This is a genomic window from Micromonospora sp. NPDC005163 (assembly GCF_053599835.1).
In genome coordinates this window covers 1-14,053 of the sequence record NZ_JBSFYP010000109.1, presented here as the reverse complement: position 1 = coordinate 14,053, position 14,053 = coordinate 1, and the positions used below count along the sequence as shown (strand labels likewise).

At 69.0% G+C, this 14,053-nt stretch carries 13 protein-coding genes and 2 pseudogenes; 12 read left to right on the top strand and 3 right to left on the bottom strand.

Going from position 1 to position 14,053, the window contains the following annotated elements; translation table 11 throughout:
• Positions 1-155: 155 nt before the first annotated feature.
• The 3 genes and pseudogenes from ACWD6N_RS35890 to ACWD6N_RS35880 all read left to right on the top strand — a co-directional run.
• Positions 156-711 (top strand): annotated as a pseudogene (locus tag ACWD6N_RS35890) (helix-turn-helix domain-containing protein); the annotation flags it as partial.
• 65 nt (positions 712-776) lie between these two features.
• Positions 777-1,094: a group II truncated hemoglobin gene (locus ACWD6N_RS35885; RefSeq protein ID WP_450006477.1), complete on the top strand. Its 318-nt coding sequence runs from the start codon at positions 777-779 to the stop codon at positions 1,092-1,094.
• Between the two features lie 334 nt (positions 1,095-1,428).
• A complete protein-coding gene (locus ACWD6N_RS35880) occupies positions 1,429-1,929 on the top strand; it encodes a hypothetical protein (protein WP_450006475.1) in 501 nt (166 codons plus the stop codon).
• 82 nt (positions 1,930-2,011) lie between these two features.
• On the opposite strand, the gene ACWD6N_RS35875 is transcribed toward ACWD6N_RS35880, so the two are convergent.
• Positions 2,012-6,298 (bottom strand): carboxypeptidase regulatory-like domain-containing protein, encoded by a 4,287-nt coding sequence (locus ACWD6N_RS35875; RefSeq protein ID WP_450006473.1) that lies wholly within the window; start codon positions 6,296-6,298, stop codon positions 2,012-2,014.
• A gap of 184 nt (positions 6,299-6,482) precedes the next feature.
• On the opposite strand from ACWD6N_RS35875, the gene ACWD6N_RS35870 reads away from it, so the two are divergent.
• The 4 genes and pseudogenes from ACWD6N_RS35870 to ACWD6N_RS35855 all read left to right on the top strand — a co-directional run.
• Entirely contained in the window at positions 6,483-7,481 is a 999-nt protein-coding gene (locus tag ACWD6N_RS35870; protein WP_450006471.1) for a helix-turn-helix domain-containing protein, read from the top strand.
• A gap of 311 nt (positions 7,482-7,792) precedes the next feature.
• The gene (locus tag ACWD6N_RS35865) at positions 7,793-7,975 is read left to right on the top strand and encodes a hypothetical protein (RefSeq protein ID WP_354967866.1); all 183 of its coding nucleotides are present in this window, start codon (positions 7,793-7,795) and stop codon (positions 7,973-7,975) included.
• Positions 7,976-8,038: 63 nt separating this feature from the next.
• Positions 8,039-8,542, top strand: coding sequence for a hypothetical protein (locus tag ACWD6N_RS35860; protein WP_450006469.1), 504 nt, complete (start codon positions 8,039-8,041; stop codon positions 8,540-8,542).
• A gap of 83 nt (positions 8,543-8,625) precedes the next feature.
• Positions 8,626-8,868: pseudogene (locus ACWD6N_RS35855) on the top strand (IS630 family transposase); the annotation flags it as partial.
• A gap of 68 nt (positions 8,869-8,936) precedes the next feature.
• Here ACWD6N_RS35855 and ACWD6N_RS35850 read toward each other — a convergent pair.
• Complete coding sequence (locus ACWD6N_RS35850) at positions 8,937-9,572, bottom strand: TetR/AcrR family transcriptional regulator (RefSeq protein ID WP_450006467.1); 636 nt, start codon at positions 9,570-9,572, stop codon at positions 8,937-8,939.
• Positions 9,573-9,709: 137 nt separating this feature from the next.
• On the opposite strand from ACWD6N_RS35850, the gene ACWD6N_RS35845 reads away from it, so the two are divergent.
• From ACWD6N_RS35845 to ACWD6N_RS35825, 5 genes are all read left to right on the top strand, one after another.
• On the top strand, positions 9,710-10,243 hold the full coding sequence (locus ACWD6N_RS35845; protein WP_449939253.1) for a carboxymuconolactone decarboxylase family protein: 534 nt from the start codon (positions 9,710-9,712) through the stop codon (positions 10,241-10,243).
• 80 nt (positions 10,244-10,323) lie between these two features.
• Complete coding sequence (locus ACWD6N_RS35840) at positions 10,324-11,145, top strand: isocitrate lyase/PEP mutase family protein (protein ID WP_450006465.1); 822 nt, start codon at positions 10,324-10,326, stop codon at positions 11,143-11,145.
• A gap of 61 nt (positions 11,146-11,206) precedes the next feature.
• Positions 11,207-11,854, top strand: coding sequence for a nitroreductase family protein (locus ACWD6N_RS35835; RefSeq protein ID WP_354967862.1), 648 nt, complete (start codon positions 11,207-11,209; stop codon positions 11,852-11,854).
• Positions 11,855-11,899: 45 nt separating this feature from the next.
• A complete protein-coding gene (locus ACWD6N_RS35830; protein WP_074311761.1) occupies positions 11,900-12,280 on the top strand; it encodes an MmcQ/YjbR family DNA-binding protein in 381 nt (126 codons plus the stop codon).
• Between the two features lie 44 nt (positions 12,281-12,324).
• Positions 12,325-13,236: an NADP-dependent oxidoreductase gene (locus tag ACWD6N_RS35825; RefSeq protein WP_322439610.1), complete on the top strand. Its 912-nt coding sequence runs from the start codon at positions 12,325-12,327 to the stop codon at positions 13,234-13,236.
• A gap of 239 nt (positions 13,237-13,475) precedes the next feature.
• Here the strand turns inward: ACWD6N_RS35825 and ACWD6N_RS35820 are convergent, their stop codons facing one another.
• A complete protein-coding gene (locus ACWD6N_RS35820; protein ID WP_449939245.1) occupies positions 13,476-13,922 on the bottom strand; it encodes an HsdM family class I SAM-dependent methyltransferase in 447 nt (148 codons plus the stop codon).
• Positions 13,923-14,053: the final 131 nt, after the last annotated feature.

Sequence of the window (14,053 nt, the reverse complement as noted above, 5' to 3'; positions counted from 1 at the left end):
CCAGCGATCACAGAGCGTAGACAACTCGATGATCACTGACTCCGTGCCCGTTTCGCTACTCTGCATCCCCGCCGTCACCTACTGGCGGACGCTCTAAGGGACGCCACGTAACCCCGGGCGTCTGTCTGGTCGGGATGGTCGAGCAGGATGCCTGGGTGCAGGTGATCACCGCGGCCAGGTCTGCGTGGATCTTCCCGTTCACGGGGCTGCAGCCCGCCCAGTTCCGGAAGCTGGTCCAGGTTGGTCGCCGAGCGTGGCGGCGACGGCATCGCCGACGGCCGGCCGGGCCGGCAGTTGGCCCTTGACCTCGCCGGCAGGGTGTTGCTGGTGGCCACCTACTGGCGCACGAACCTGACGATGCGCCAGATCGGCCCGCTGTTCGGGGTGTCGCACTCCGCGGCCCACCGGGTCATCGACACCCTCGCACCGCTGCTGGCCCTGGCGCCGGTGCGGAAGCGACCGGTCGAGCAAATCGCGATCGTCGGCGGCAGGCTGATCCCCACCCGCGACCGCCGCCTGGCCGCCCGCAGGAAGAACTACCGGTACTCGACGAACCTGCAGGTCGCCATCGACGCCAGTACCCGCCTGGTCATCGCCGTCGGTGACCCGCAGCCTGGCAACCGCAACGACACAATCGTCTATCGCGCCTCGGGCACCGACCAGAAGCTAAACGGGCGGCCGGTGATGGCCGACGGCGGCTACCGGGGCAGCTGGTGGTCACCGACGATCTGCTGGCGCCGCTATTCGCGCACATAGACCCCGACCATGCTAGGCACGTGGCGACGTGGCTGGCCGAGGTGTTCGGCGGCCCGGCGACGTACAGCGCCGAGCGCGGCGGCTATCCGACCATGCTGAACCACCACCTCGGCAAGGCCATCACTGAGCCGCAACGCCGACGCTGGGTCAACCTCATGATGGACGCCGCCGACGAGGTGGGCCTGCCCGCCGACCCCGAATTCCGGGCGGCGTTCGCCGGCTACGTCGAATGGGGCACCCGGCTCGCACTGAGCAACTCGCAGCCCGGCGCGAACCCGGCTCGGGAGGCGCCCGTGCCGCGGTGGGGCTGGGGTGTGGCACCGCCATACCAGGGCTGACCCGCCCTGCCAGCAGTGCCAACCGGTCAGGACCGTCCGGCCGGGTCGCGGTCAACGGGACGGAGGAGGACCGCTGCCAGGTGGCGATCCAGCACGCCGAGATCCTCGTGCACGCCGCCCCCGAAGTGCACTCCGCACGCACCATGCACGAACTCGCGTCCGGACGGGCGGGGGCCGGGGCGGGGCACCCTCGCTCGGACGGGCCGGTGGCGGCGGAACCGCCCGACCCCCGGCCCTGGCGACCCTGCGCCGGGCCGATCTCGTCCCGGCTCGCCGCCAGCTGCGCCGCCGGTGCGCGCTGCTGCTCGCCGGTCGGATCGCCGAGGCGGAGGCGTTGATCCTGGAGACGTTGCCGCTGGCCCGCCGCCACCTCAGATCGAGCCAGATGCAGAGCAGTGGGCTCTCCCCGTTCCTCGCACTGGTGCGCTGCTACCGTCCCGACCCCGGGTCGGCGCACGAGCTCGCCCTGGCCGGGTACGAGACCAGCCCGCATCCGCCCGATCCGGTCAGCCAGGCGCTGCACGCTCTCGTGCTGGCCCAGGTCTCGCTGGTCAGGGGCCGGCCCCGCACGGCTCTACGCTGGGCCCAGGAGTCCCGCCTGGTGGCCGGGGACATCGGCCTGCGCCCGGTATGCCGCTGGGCCTCGGCGGTCCGCGTGCAGTCCTGCGTCCAGCTCGGGTTCGAGGTGGACGACACCATCATCGACCTGGACCGGTACGCACGTGGTCCGGCTTCGGTCCGGCTGTTCGACATGGAGGTTGCCCGCGCCAGCTCGAAGCGGAACCCAATCATCGAAGCAGCATCCGTACACCTCGCTTTGGTACAGCCACCGTAGCCACAGTCGCTTTGACCCAGCAGACACCCAACGGGCACGGGCCGGTCGTCGCCGAAGCGTTGGCTGACCCGTGCCCGCAAGCTCAGCAGCTAGTTGGCTGCAGGACCACGTCTGTGCTGACCGTGCTACCGGCCTGCACCTTGACCCTTCTTGTCAAAGTGCTGAATTCGTCCTTGGAGTAGACCAGCGTGATCGGGCTGTCCCGCTTGTCGACCCAGACCGACCAGTTGCCGGCCTCGTCGGTCCACAGGGTGGTGGTGAAGCGTTTCGTCCGAACCGTGACGGTGGCGCGCGACAGCGGCGCGACGGAACCGGTGCACCCGGCACCGCTGACCGTGCCGCTCAGCCGGCCCCACCTCTTGAGCGGATCGACATGCATCGTGACCTGGACCGGTGCGGGCTGCACGGGGCCGTCGACCCGGACCGCCAGCGCGGCGCCGTAGTCGCCCGGCTGGTCCACGGTTGACGCGTTGCCGGCGTCCAGCTTGAGCGTCACGGTCTTGCTCTCCCCAGGCCGAAGGGTGAAGGCGCTGTCGCTCTCGGAGAGCCATGGCACGTCGCCGGACGGCCCGCAGATGTCGTATCCCGGCAGCTCCTGGGTGCTCGACGTGGCCTCGAAGTGTTGCCGCGCCCCACCGACCCGGTAGACGCCACAGGCAGCAGCGCCACGGTAGAACGGCGCGGGTGCGTTCGGCAGGGCGTGCCATTTGCTGGCCACCGGATCGTACGCGTGCCCCTCGTTGGTGACGGACGACGTCGGGCCCGTGCCACCGGCGACGCCACCACTGAGCAACAGCTGCCCGTTGGCGACCGTCGACGCCGCGCCCCACCAGCCGGTCGGCAGGTCCGCCACGCGGGTCCACGCGTCCGTGCGCGGCTCATACGAGTAGGCGGCGGCCGACCCGTTGCCGGTCCCGAAGTCGACACCTCCGGCGCAGATGACCCGTCCGGTCAGTCCGCCGCAGGACATGAACGCCTCGCTCGCCGGGTAGTTCGCCCTGCTGCTCCACCGGTCGTGTACTGGGTCGTACACGAAGACGCTGTTGGTGGCGGTCAGGCAATCGCCGACATCGCAGCCGGAGACCAGGTACAGCAGGCCGTCGAGCACGGCACTGCCGGCGGCGCCGCGCGGTGCGGGCAGCGGCGCGCCGCGCGTCCACGCTCCGGTCGCCGGATCGTAGATCTGCACGTCGGTGACCGCGTCCAGCGGTCCCCAGCCGCCGGCGACGACGAGTCGGCCGGCGACGAACGCCGCCACCGGCTTCTGCACGGGCACCGGCAGGTCCGGCAATGCCGACCACAGCAGCCGGACCGGATCGTAGACGTACCCCTTCGCCGTGGGTCCGTACCCGTCAGGCGTGCCACCGACGACGTAGACCTTGCCGTCGTCGCCGCGGGCCATCGCGTTGTCCATGATCGGGCCGCCCGGATAGTCGGCCAGCGGCGCCCACGCCGGACCGCCGGACGCTGCCGAGGCGGTCATGGCCGGCGGGGAGGTGACGGTCGGCGCTGCGCCGACCAGCCGCCCGTCGGCGGCGCGCCGGCCGCCGGAGGCGACGCCGGGGACCCGTCGCACCGGAACCGCCGCTGCGGCGGCGGGCGGTGCGCCGATCGGGGTGAAGCCGCCGGGCTGCTCCACGAGGGAGACATGCGCTTCCGCCGACCCGGAGTTGGTGACGGTGAACTTCGCCTGCCCACTCTCGCCGAGCCGCACGTTCCGCGTCACCGTCGCTGGGCTGACGGTGAGCGCCGCGGCGGCCAGCGAGAAGTCGGCCCTGGTGGCCGCGTTGGTTGCGACGTGCACCGACCGGGTGAGGCTGACCCGGTTGCGCGCCGACGCGGTGAACTGCTGGTCACCGTCGCCCGGCGCGAACAGGGCGAAGTAGCCGTCGCCGACGTTGTCGTCGTCGGGCGTGGCCACCGACCTGGCCTGCGCGTCCGGGTGGGCGACCGCCGCCACCGTGGCCCCGTTGACGCCGTCGCCGGTGGTCGCGTCGAGGACCCGTCCGGCGACGATCCCGCCGGCCAGCGGGTCGCAGGTACGCCTGCCGACGTAGACGTCGTCGAGTTCCCAGTAGCGGGCGAACTGCCCGGCGTAGTGGAACCGCACCAGCACCCCGCGGCGGTTGGCCGCCTGCGGGATCGGCAGAGACAGCGGCCCGTTGATGATGGCCAGCCCGTCCTGCTTCCAGATCGTCGACCAGGTGGCGCCGCCGTCGATGGACACGCCCACGTCGGCCGACTGCGTCGGCAGGTACCCGACGAAGCGGGTGCGCAGCCCGACGACGGGATGGTCGACGTCGGTCAGGTCGACCGGCGGTGTGGTGAGCGTAGTGTCCTTGCGGTTCTGGAACTGGGTGTCGATGAGGGCGAAGTTTCCGCTGCCCGTCGTCTCGTTGGTACGCGGGATCACCGTGCCCCGATTGAACTCCCACCCGCCGTTCTCGGTCGCGTTGTCGGCACGCCAGCCCTCCGGCACGTCGGTGGATTCGAACGGTTGGGCGGGCATGCCGGCGTAGTTGTGGTGATAGCCGGCGGCCTTGCAGATCTCATCGTCCACGGGCACCGCGATGTCCCGACCGACGTTGGTGGCGTCGATGGTGACCTGCGCGTCGGCGGTCCGGTATCCGGCCGGCTCGGCCCTTACTCGCAGGGTCAGGGCGGACTGTACGGGCACCCGCATGCGGTAGCGGCCGGTGAAGGGATCGGTGCGCACGGCCGGCAGTGGCGTGCCGGGTGCGGACACCGTGGCGTACAGCGGCCAGCCGTGCCCGGAACCGTCTTTCACCGTGCCGGAGAGCGTGACCAGCGGCTGGGCGTGCAGCGCGAGGTCCACCGTGGACGTTTGCCCGTCGGTGACCTCGACGCTACGGGTCACGTCGACGTAGCCGAACGCGGCGACCGCCACGGTGAACGTGCCGACGGGTTCGGTGACGTAGTACCGCCCGGCGGCATCAGTGGTGGCGGTGACGCTGTGACCGCCGCCGCTCACCGTGACGGTGGCGTTCGCGACCGGCGCGTGGCTGCTCGCGTCGGTCACGGTGCCCGCGACACGGCCGTGGGGGCCGGGTGCCCGGAACGCGGAAACACCGTTCGGGGTCCCGAGGCCCGTCGGGCCGTCGAACCCCTCACCGGCGGTGCACAGGTACGCCGCCGCCGGGTCGCAGGTGCCGTTCCTGCCCGTGGTGATGTCGTTGAGGCTGCCGGCCGGCGCGGCGTAGGGGTACCAGTTCGGCATGTCGCCGGCCGGCGTCCGACCGGCGAGTGCGTACACGCCGGCGATGATTGGGGCGGCGAGGCTCGTGCCCCCGTACTGCGCCCAGCCGTAGCCGCCGAAGGTCTGGTAGACGGCCAGGCCGTTGAGCAGGTCGGCGAGGGCGGACACGTCGGCGACGGTGCGGCCGTCGCATCCGGGATCGGCCTGGAAGTAGGGCTTCGATTCCACCACGGAACATCCGCTGCCCGGCGCCCCGGAGTAGTTGTTCCACACCTGCTCGGTCCAGCCGCGGCTGGTGGTGTCGTCACGGGTGAGCGAGGTGCCGCCGACGGCCGTCACGTGCGGCGACGAGGCGGGAAAGGACATGCCGTACCCGCTGTCGCCGGAGGACGCCACGATCGCTACCCCCGGGTGCCGGTAGTGCTTCCCGTAGGTGGCGCTCAGGTCGGCGTCCTCGGGACCGCCGTAGGAGTTCGACACCACGTGCGCGCCACTGGCGACGGCCTGGTCGACGGCCTGGCCCAGGTCTTCGGCCGAGTTGGTGTCGGCCTCGACCAACAGGAGGTGGCAGCGCGGGCACACCGCCGACACGGTGTCGAGGTCGAGCGAAATCTCCCCGGCCCACGATTCGTCCGGTATGGGAAGGTTTTGGCCGCCGCGCTGGTCGATCTTCTTGAAGCAGCCGTTGTCGGTGGTGCACGGGGGCAGGCCCCAGTGTTCCCGATAGACCCCGAGGTCGGCCTCGGCCGTCGGGTTGTCGAAGGCGGCCACGACCGCGACGGTGACGCCGTCACCCGCCGCGGCAGGGAGGTTGTACGCCGAGGCGAGGTCGGCCGGACCGTACCCGTAGACCGTCTCGGCGGCGCCGGCCTGCCTGGACGTCGATGGCGACGGCTGCGTCGACGCCGTGGGCGGGGTGCGGCGGATCGAATGGCACTGTGCGTACCCCGCCCGCACCGGCCCGCTGCACACTCGCTCGACCCGCCAATCGCTGGACGGGCCAGGGCCGGTCGCGGTGGTGGCGAGACCTATGGATGCCGTGGTCAGGGGAGCCGCGTGGGCCACGCCCATGGCACCGGGAAAACCTTGGGCGACCAGTGTGCTGACAGCTATGGCGGTTACCGCGAGCGCGCGTAACAGACGACGCGACATGATTGCTCCTCCTCAATCGTGCCGGCACCGAGCGTCACGGTCGTCACGCGTCGTCACGAGGGGATCCCACATGCTTTCCATGCACCTAGATCACCGGCGGCGAGACAATAACAGCGTGATGACGCCCGACGGTGCCCGATTCGGCCAGATGCCCGTTCCGGACGCACGGGCCTATGCTCGGGCCGTGACGGACAACGGTGAGCGGGGAGCGTGGGACCTGGTCGGGCTGTCCGACCTGGACCAACAGGTGTACCGACGGCTCCTGCTCGATCCCAGGGCCGACGCCGAGTCCCACGCCGACGCGCTGAAGTGTTCGGCCGCGCATGTACGCGGCGCGCTGGACCGTCTGGCCTCGTTGGGCCTGATACGCCACGACGCCGGGACCGACGGCCGCTACCAGGCGGTGGACCCCCTCGCCGGCCTGGCCGCGCTGGTGCGGGAACGCCGACATGCCCTGGACCGGCTCGAGGCCGCGTCGTACGAGCTGTCCCGGGTCTTCGCCGCCGGCCTGATGCGCACCGAACCGCGACGACTCTTCGAGGTGGTCGAGGGGCGTACGGCGACCGCGAGCCGCATTCACGACCTGCTCGGCTCGGCGAGGATGGAGGTGGTCGGGATCGACACCCCGCCGTACGTCGCGCCGAACAGCACGCCCATCAGTGACGCCGAACTCGGTCTACTCCGCCGAGGAGTCCGGTTCCGCTCGCTGTATGCCAGCCAGGTCCTCGATGAGCCGGCGCTGGTCGCCCGTATCCAGTGGATGGTCGACAACGGCGAGGAGGCTCGGACACTGCCGCAGGTGCCCATGAAGCTGCTGGTGGTCGACCGGGAGACCGCCGTGGTGCTCCTCGCCGGCGAAGAGACCGCGCCGGAGACCCTCTCGGTCGTGGCGGCGCGTTCGGCGCTGACCGACGGTCTCCAGGCCATCTTCGAGCAACTGTGGACGCACGCCAGCCCCATCCGCTTCGGGTCGGGCCGCCAGGGCGCCACGGCGACGCACGACGCCGACACGAGCGAACTCATCGACCTGCTCAACGCGGGGGTGAAGGACGAGTCGATCGCCCGCCACCTCGGGGTGAGCCCCCGGACGGTCCGCCGCCGGATCGCCGAGCTGCTCGACGAACTCGACGCCACCGGCCGGTTCCAGGCCGGTGTCCGCGCGGTCCAGCGCGGCCTGCTCTGACACGGATCCGAGGGTAGGAATGCAAAAGGTCAGGACACCGGAGGGAGAATCGGGCACAGCGCTTCCAGCGCCGGTCCGTAACCCTGGTCTGGCGGGGTGGCATAGCCGACGACCAGGCCATCGTGGCCGGGCATGCACCATGCAGGCACCAGCACAGCTCGCCGCGTCGTTGCGAGTGACCCCACCGTGGTGGACTTGGCCGCATTCCGCGCACGTCACGGCGGAAGCGGTCGTGTCTGCGGCGGCGGCAGCCGAATGGATGGCTGGAGACCCATGGGATCATGACGTCATGTCGACCTAGCATCATGCCGGTGACACTCGGGCGACCGACCGGGCCCGAGGAGTTCCGCCATCTTGACGATGCCCGTGATGTTGAAGAAATGGCCATCCACCTCGACGTTGCTGATCGGGTTACCGCCGCCGAAGGCGTCCCGGTTGCCGGTGAACGGATCCGCGTTCAACTTCCCACCGGCGGCGCCGCCGTCGCTGGGTAGTCGCCCGGGCAGGCGCGCCCCTAGACTCCCGGTATCTCGGACCTCGACAGATGGGAAGTTTCCGTGCGTCGCTGGACGGCCACCTTGACCCTGATCGTGCTGCTCACAGGGTGCGGTGGAGGCGAACAGGTCGACCCGCAGGCTCCATCGCCGGTTTGGCAGAGCGCCGCGCCGACCACCCCGGCCACGCTGACGCCTACTGAGGCGAAGAACCGCTATCTGGCGATCGTGGCGCCGTACAACACCGCGTTGGAAGAGCTGGAGGACGCGGTCAACGCCGGGAAGCCGTGGCGGACGGTCCGCACGCTGGCCGCCGACGTGGCCCGGACCAACGCAGCACACGCGGTTGAGCTACGCGAGACGGTCTGGCCGGCAGAGGTCCGGGCGCCGATGGGCGCACTCCTCAAAGAGAACGACGTCGCGTTACGGCATTGGCGGCGAGCCGGCGAGGCGGCGGACGCCGACGCGCTGATGCGGGAGATCCGCGCAGCAGCGGCGCACAGCGGAGCCAGGGAGGCCGGCAAAGTCCGCACCGCGCTCGGGCTGCCCGCCTACCGGGAAGGCTGACCGCCTGCTGCCCGCCGATCGTCGGCCAGGTGCAGCCGAAGCACCGGGCGCCGCTGCGTGCAAGGATCGGTTCAACTCGTCGACCAACTGCCGCCTCCTGGGCCAACCCGATCGAGGCCCAGTTCGGGCCACTGCGCACCTTCGTCATCGCCGGCTCCAACCACCCCAACCACCCGGCGCTGACCCGGAAACTGCAGGCCTACCTGCGCCGGCGCAACGCCAACGCCCGCCACCCCGACGTCCTGGCCGCCCAACGCCGAGAACGCGCCCGCATCCGCAGCGAACGCCAACGACGATGGGGCCAACCCACCACCCGCGCAGCCTGACCCCAACACCCTGAACGTTCGTGGTCACGGCACTAGGGAACTCGAGCGGCGGATTCGGTTCCAACTGCCTATGTGTCGTGTGGGTTAGCGAAGGTCTCGATGTAGTCGAGAGCGGGTTCCAGGGCGTCCCTGAGGGGGGAGATGCCCCGGGCGACTTGTGCGAGGAGCATGCCGCCCTGGAACGCGGCGAGGAGCAGGCTCGCGAGCCGCTCGGGGTCGGCCTCGTTGCTCAGACGGCCCTGCCGCTGCAGGCGGAGGAGCGCGTCGCGGAAGATCTCTCGCCACTGGGCGAACGCATCCGCAAGCTCATCGTGAACGTCGAGGTCGGTCTTGATGATCTCGCTCGCGAGCGACCCGAGGCTGCAGCCTTCGTGGTAGGCGCGTTCATACCCGATATAGAACGCTGCCCACTTCCGAAACCCCTCGAGGCTCTCGAAGCCGTCGAACTGTTCGCTGTGATGGAGCCCGAGGACGCGTTCAGCCTGCCATTCGATCACCGCCAGGACGAGGCTCTCCTTGGTCGGGAAGTAGTGGTTGATCTGCGACCCGCTGACGCCGGCGGCGCGCCGGAGCTTGTCGTTGTTCGTGGCGTGGACGCCCTCGGCGTAGATGAGCGCGGCGGCGTGCTCCAGTATCCGGGCACGCGTCGCCTGCCCCTTCTCGGTGAGCTGGCGAGGCTCTGGCGCTGCCGTCGTGGACTTCATGATTCACATCTTAGCAAGAGTGGGCTTGACAGCCCAGTCGTGTGTAGTGTTGTATCTACGGAGTGGGCTACGCAGCCCAAAACTTGACCGAGGTCGGTTACCGACCACCACCCACCTGGACCGGAGTGGGATTTCCCATGTCACGCCTGAACGTTCTTCCTGCCGATGAGCCCTCCGCCGACGTGCGGGGCACGCTTGACCAGGTCGAAGCGCAGTTCGGCTTCGTACCGAATATGTTCACCATGCTCGCGTCGAACCCGACCGTCCTCGATCTCGTCATGACGGTGCAGACGAAAGCGAGCAGGCTCCTGGACGCGAGGACGCGCCACACGATCGCGCTGGCCGTGTCCGAAGCCGATGGCTGCGACTACTGCCTGGCGCTGCACACGGCCGGGTCCCTGAAGGGCGGCATGTCCGTGGAGGACATCGAGCTGGCGCGGGCGGGAAGCTCGGTCGATCCGAAGCGGGCTGCGGTGGCTCGCTTCGCCCAGCAGGTGATCGAGACGCGCGGACGGGTCAGTGATGCCGACCTCGCGGCCGTCCAGGGTGCCGGGTACACCGATCCGCAGATCTTGGCGATCGTCACGCTGGTCGTCCGGGCACTGCTGACGAACTACCTCAACAACGTGAACCTGACCGACGTCGACATCCCGGCCCCCGACCTCGCATGAGAGCGCTTACCAAACTCGCGAGAACAGCGGCCTGACCGGTCGAACCCTCGCCCTGATCGACCGCACTGGAAAGGAACGACATGCCCGGTTCTGAGCTCTATGAGAAGTTCATGGCACTGCACACCCGAGAAGGGGGCCTCGTCATGCCGAACGCCTGGGATGGCGTGTCGGCATTGGTCCTGGCGGATGCCGGCTTCGAGGCCATCGGCACGTCGTCGGCGGCCCTGGCGGCCGCGCTCGGCCGCATCGACGGACGCCACAGCATCACCCGCGACGAGCATCTCGACCACGCACAGCTGCTCGGCCGGCTCACGGGGTTGCCCGTCAACGGTGACTTCGAGGACGGCTACGGCGTCACCGCCGAGGACGTCGCCGTGACTGTGGACAGTGCCGTCGCGCACGCGCTGGCCGGCATCGGGATCGAGGACACCACCGGGAATCCCGATGACCCGATCCGCGACTTCGACGACGCGGTAGGCCGGGTTCGCAGTGCGGTCGCCGCGGCGAAGCGACGCATCGTCGTCACCGCTCGCACCGACAACTTCATCCAGGGGCGGCCTGACCTCGATGACACCATCCGACGGCTGACGGCCTTCGCCGAGGTCGGCGCCGACGTGCTCTACGCGCCGTTCCCGCCCGACCTCAAGTCCCTGGTCGCGATCGTCACCGCCGTCGCGCCGACACCCGTGAACGTTCTCATCTCACCGGCGGACCAGGTGCTGACCGTCTCTGAACTGCAGAAGGCCGGGGTCAAGCGCATCAGCCTGGGCCCCGCGCTCTACACGCATGCGATGGGTGCTCTCGAACAGGCAGCCACGGCGCTCAAGGCCGGCGACATCGCCTCGGCCACGACAGGCATCAGCTTCGACCGGGTGGGCGAACTCCTCGCCCGCAAACCCTAGCCGTATCCGACTTTCACCATCTACAACCCCTCAACTCATCACGCACAGAAAGCACGATGACATGGATCTCGACAAGCTCATGAGCAAGCACCTCAGCCGGTATTTCGACGGCAGCAAGACGATCCCGGATGAGACTCTTCAGCAGCTGCTGAGGTTCCTGCGCTCGGCTCCCACGTCGACGAACATCCAGCCGAATCACTTCTACGTCGTGTCCACTCAGGAGGGCAAGGAGCGGCTGGCCGCCAACCTCGGCGAGCGGTTCCAGGACAACGCCGAGAAGATCCTCAACGCCTCGCACACCATCATCCTGACCACTCGGGCCGATGTGCCCGAGCACCACCTCGAAGCGGTGTTCGCCAAGGAGCGGGCCGACGGCCGGTTCGCAGATGACGCCAAGCAGGAGCGGTGGGAATCGATGACCCGTGACTTCCTGAGCCTGCGCAAATACAGCTACAAGGACACCTACCACTGGATGGAGAAGCAGACCTACATGGTGATGGGTCTGACGATGATGGCAGCCGCCGAGCTCGGCGTCGAGGCCATGCCGCTCGAAGGCTTCGACCCGATCAGCGTGGACAAGGCCTTCAACATCCGCGCGACCGGATACACCACCACCGTGCTGCTCGCGCTCGGCTACCCCGACGAGGCGAAGCAGTACAAGACCCCGGTGTCGCGGTTCGAGCCCGAGCGCCTGTTCACCTTCGCCTGAGCGGCCCGGCCCGGGCGAACCGATCGCTAGAGGAGTTGATCAGCTATGGACGGACAGGAACTCCAGAAGGTCGCGAACGAGTACGCGACAGAGCTGCCGGACGTGACGTTCGAGCACCGTGTCGGCCCGAATTGGGAGCTGTACAAGGTGGGCGGCAAGGTCTTCATGCTCATGACCGACATGCCGGGACACCCCGTCGTGATCCTGAAGGCCGATCCGGACGAGGCCGTTGGGCTGCGCGAGCAGTACGCAGAGATCACGACCGGCTACCACATGGACAAGAAGCACTGGATCACGGCAGCAGGTGGGCCCAGCCTCGACGAGAACCTGGTGAAGGAACTCGTCACCGACTCCTACCGGCTCGTGGTCGACAAACTCCCGAAATCCAAGCGGCCCGTGGACCCGAGCACGAACCCGGCCGCCTGAGACCCGAAACATGCACGAACAGAATCGACACAGAAGGAAAAACCATGATCGGACTCGGTGTTCGAGCCGCCAACGGCGCTCTGGAGATCCTCGACCTTCCGAACCCCCGCCAGCCTGACGCGGGCGAGCTCGTCCTGGAAGTGGTCGCGGCAGGGATCGGGCCGTGGGACGCCCTGCTTCACACGGGCGGATGGGACGTCGGCCTCGTTCCGCCCGCAGCTCTGGGCGTCGAAGCCGTCGGCCGCGTCACCGCGACCGGCCCGGACGAGACCGAATTCCGCACGGGAGACCTCGTGCTGGTCCACGAGGCGCCCCTGCCAGGCGGCAGCGGCACCTGGGCAGAGCGCGTCCTAGTCCGTTCCGCGCACGTCGCACGACTGCCCGAGAACCTGGCTCCGGAGATTGCGGCGGCACTCCCGGTCGCCGGGCTCACCGCCCAGCAGGCCCTCGACGAGCTCCAGGTCGACGCCACCACCCGCCTGCTCGTCGTCGGAGCGTCCGGCCCCACCGCGTCACTGGCCGTGCAACTCGCCCACCTCCGGGGCGCCGACATCGTCGCCGGTGCCGGGCCGGCCCGCGCCGATCAGCTCCGCGCCCTCGGCGCGAGCGAGGTCATCGACACCCACGCTGACGGTTGGGCGCAGAAGAGCGATCGCCGATTCGACGCCGTCCTCATCGCCGCGACAGGCACCGCCGAGGACGCGATCGGACTGCTCACCGACGGAGGCCGCCTCACCTCCATCACCTCGGACGCACCCGACCCGATTCGCGGAATCACCACCTCGGACCTCTACGTGCAGCCCGACGGACGTGCACTCGGCGAACTCGCGGCACTCGCCGCCTCCGGTGAACTGAGATTTGACGTCCAGACGACACCAATCAAGGACGGCGCCGCGATCGCGGACCAGGTCGCGGGCGGCCGCTCTGGTGGGGTCAAGTACGTCCTCGAGTTCTGACGTCCGCGGTAGAAGCACGTTGCAGATCCTCCGAAATGACGGTGTCCGTGCGTCATGTAGGGCCAGCGCCTTCGTGACACACCGCCCTTCTCCCTGCCCCTGACCATCGACGGCGACCGCATCACCGGGCTACACGTGCTGGCCGACCTGGAACGTCTCGACGGAATCATGCATATAGTCCAGGTGCGGTCGCCCCTTCAGGGCCTCCGCAAGATCAAGGTAGGGATTTCTCGGTTTGGTCACGTGATGCCGAGGAGTGGCAGAGGTCTGCGGTGATTTCGGGCGTTGTGGCGTAGGGCTTTGGCGATGTTGGTTTGTCCGGCGTGGCGTAGCGGGCCGATCTTGCCGAGGCCCTGGATGTTGGCCTTGTCGTGGCCCTTGGCCAGTAGGTCGGACTTGCAGATTGCGTATGACTGCGAGTTGTAATCCTGCCCGTACAGGCTCAGTTCCGCGTCGGGGTTCTGTGCGAGCAGGTGCTCCTCGGCCAGGGCGAGGATGCCGCCGGTGCCTGCGGTGGGGTCGTACAGCGTGCGGACGATGCCGGCCTCGGTGAGGTCCGCGTCCTTCTCGGCGAAAAGGAGGTCGACCAGCAGCCGGATCGGGTCCCGCGGGGTGTAGTGGTCACCGGAGGTCTCGTTCGCGGCCTCGTTGAACTTGCGGATGATGTACTCGAACGCATCGCCCATGTCGGCGTTGGAAACGACGTCCGGATGCAGGTCGACTGATGTGCCTCGCGTTTTCCGGACAGCTGATCAGCAACTAATTCATGCTGCGAGCTGGTAGTTCAGAAACTCGTTGCGGGCCTGTTGCGGCGTCC

Coding starts and splice junctions, on each gene's coding strand:
- ACWD6N_RS35875 (WP_450006473.1), bottom strand. CDS start 6,298: ATGTCGCGTCGTCTGTTACGCGCGCTCGCGGTAACCGCCATAGCTGTC.
- ACWD6N_RS35850 (WP_450006467.1), bottom strand. CDS start 9,572: ATGAAGTCCACGACGGCAGCGCCAGAGCCTCGCCAGCTCACCGAGAAG.
- ACWD6N_RS35845 (WP_449939253.1), top strand. CDS start 9,710: ATGTCACGCCTGAACGTTCTTCCTGCCGATGAGCCCTCCGCCGACGTG.
- ACWD6N_RS35840 (WP_450006465.1), top strand. CDS start 10,324: ATGCCCGGTTCTGAGCTCTATGAGAAGTTCATGGCACTGCACACCCGA.
- ACWD6N_RS35835 (WP_354967862.1), top strand. CDS start 11,207: ATGGATCTCGACAAGCTCATGAGCAAGCACCTCAGCCGGTATTTCGAC.
- ACWD6N_RS35830 (WP_074311761.1), top strand. CDS start 11,900: ATGGACGGACAGGAACTCCAGAAGGTCGCGAACGAGTACGCGACAGAG.
- ACWD6N_RS35825 (WP_322439610.1), top strand. CDS start 12,325: ATGATCGGACTCGGTGTTCGAGCCGCCAACGGCGCTCTGGAGATCCTC.
- ACWD6N_RS35820 (WP_449939245.1), bottom strand. CDS start 13,922: ATGGGCGATGCGTTCGAGTACATCATCCGCAAGTTCAACGAGGCCGCG.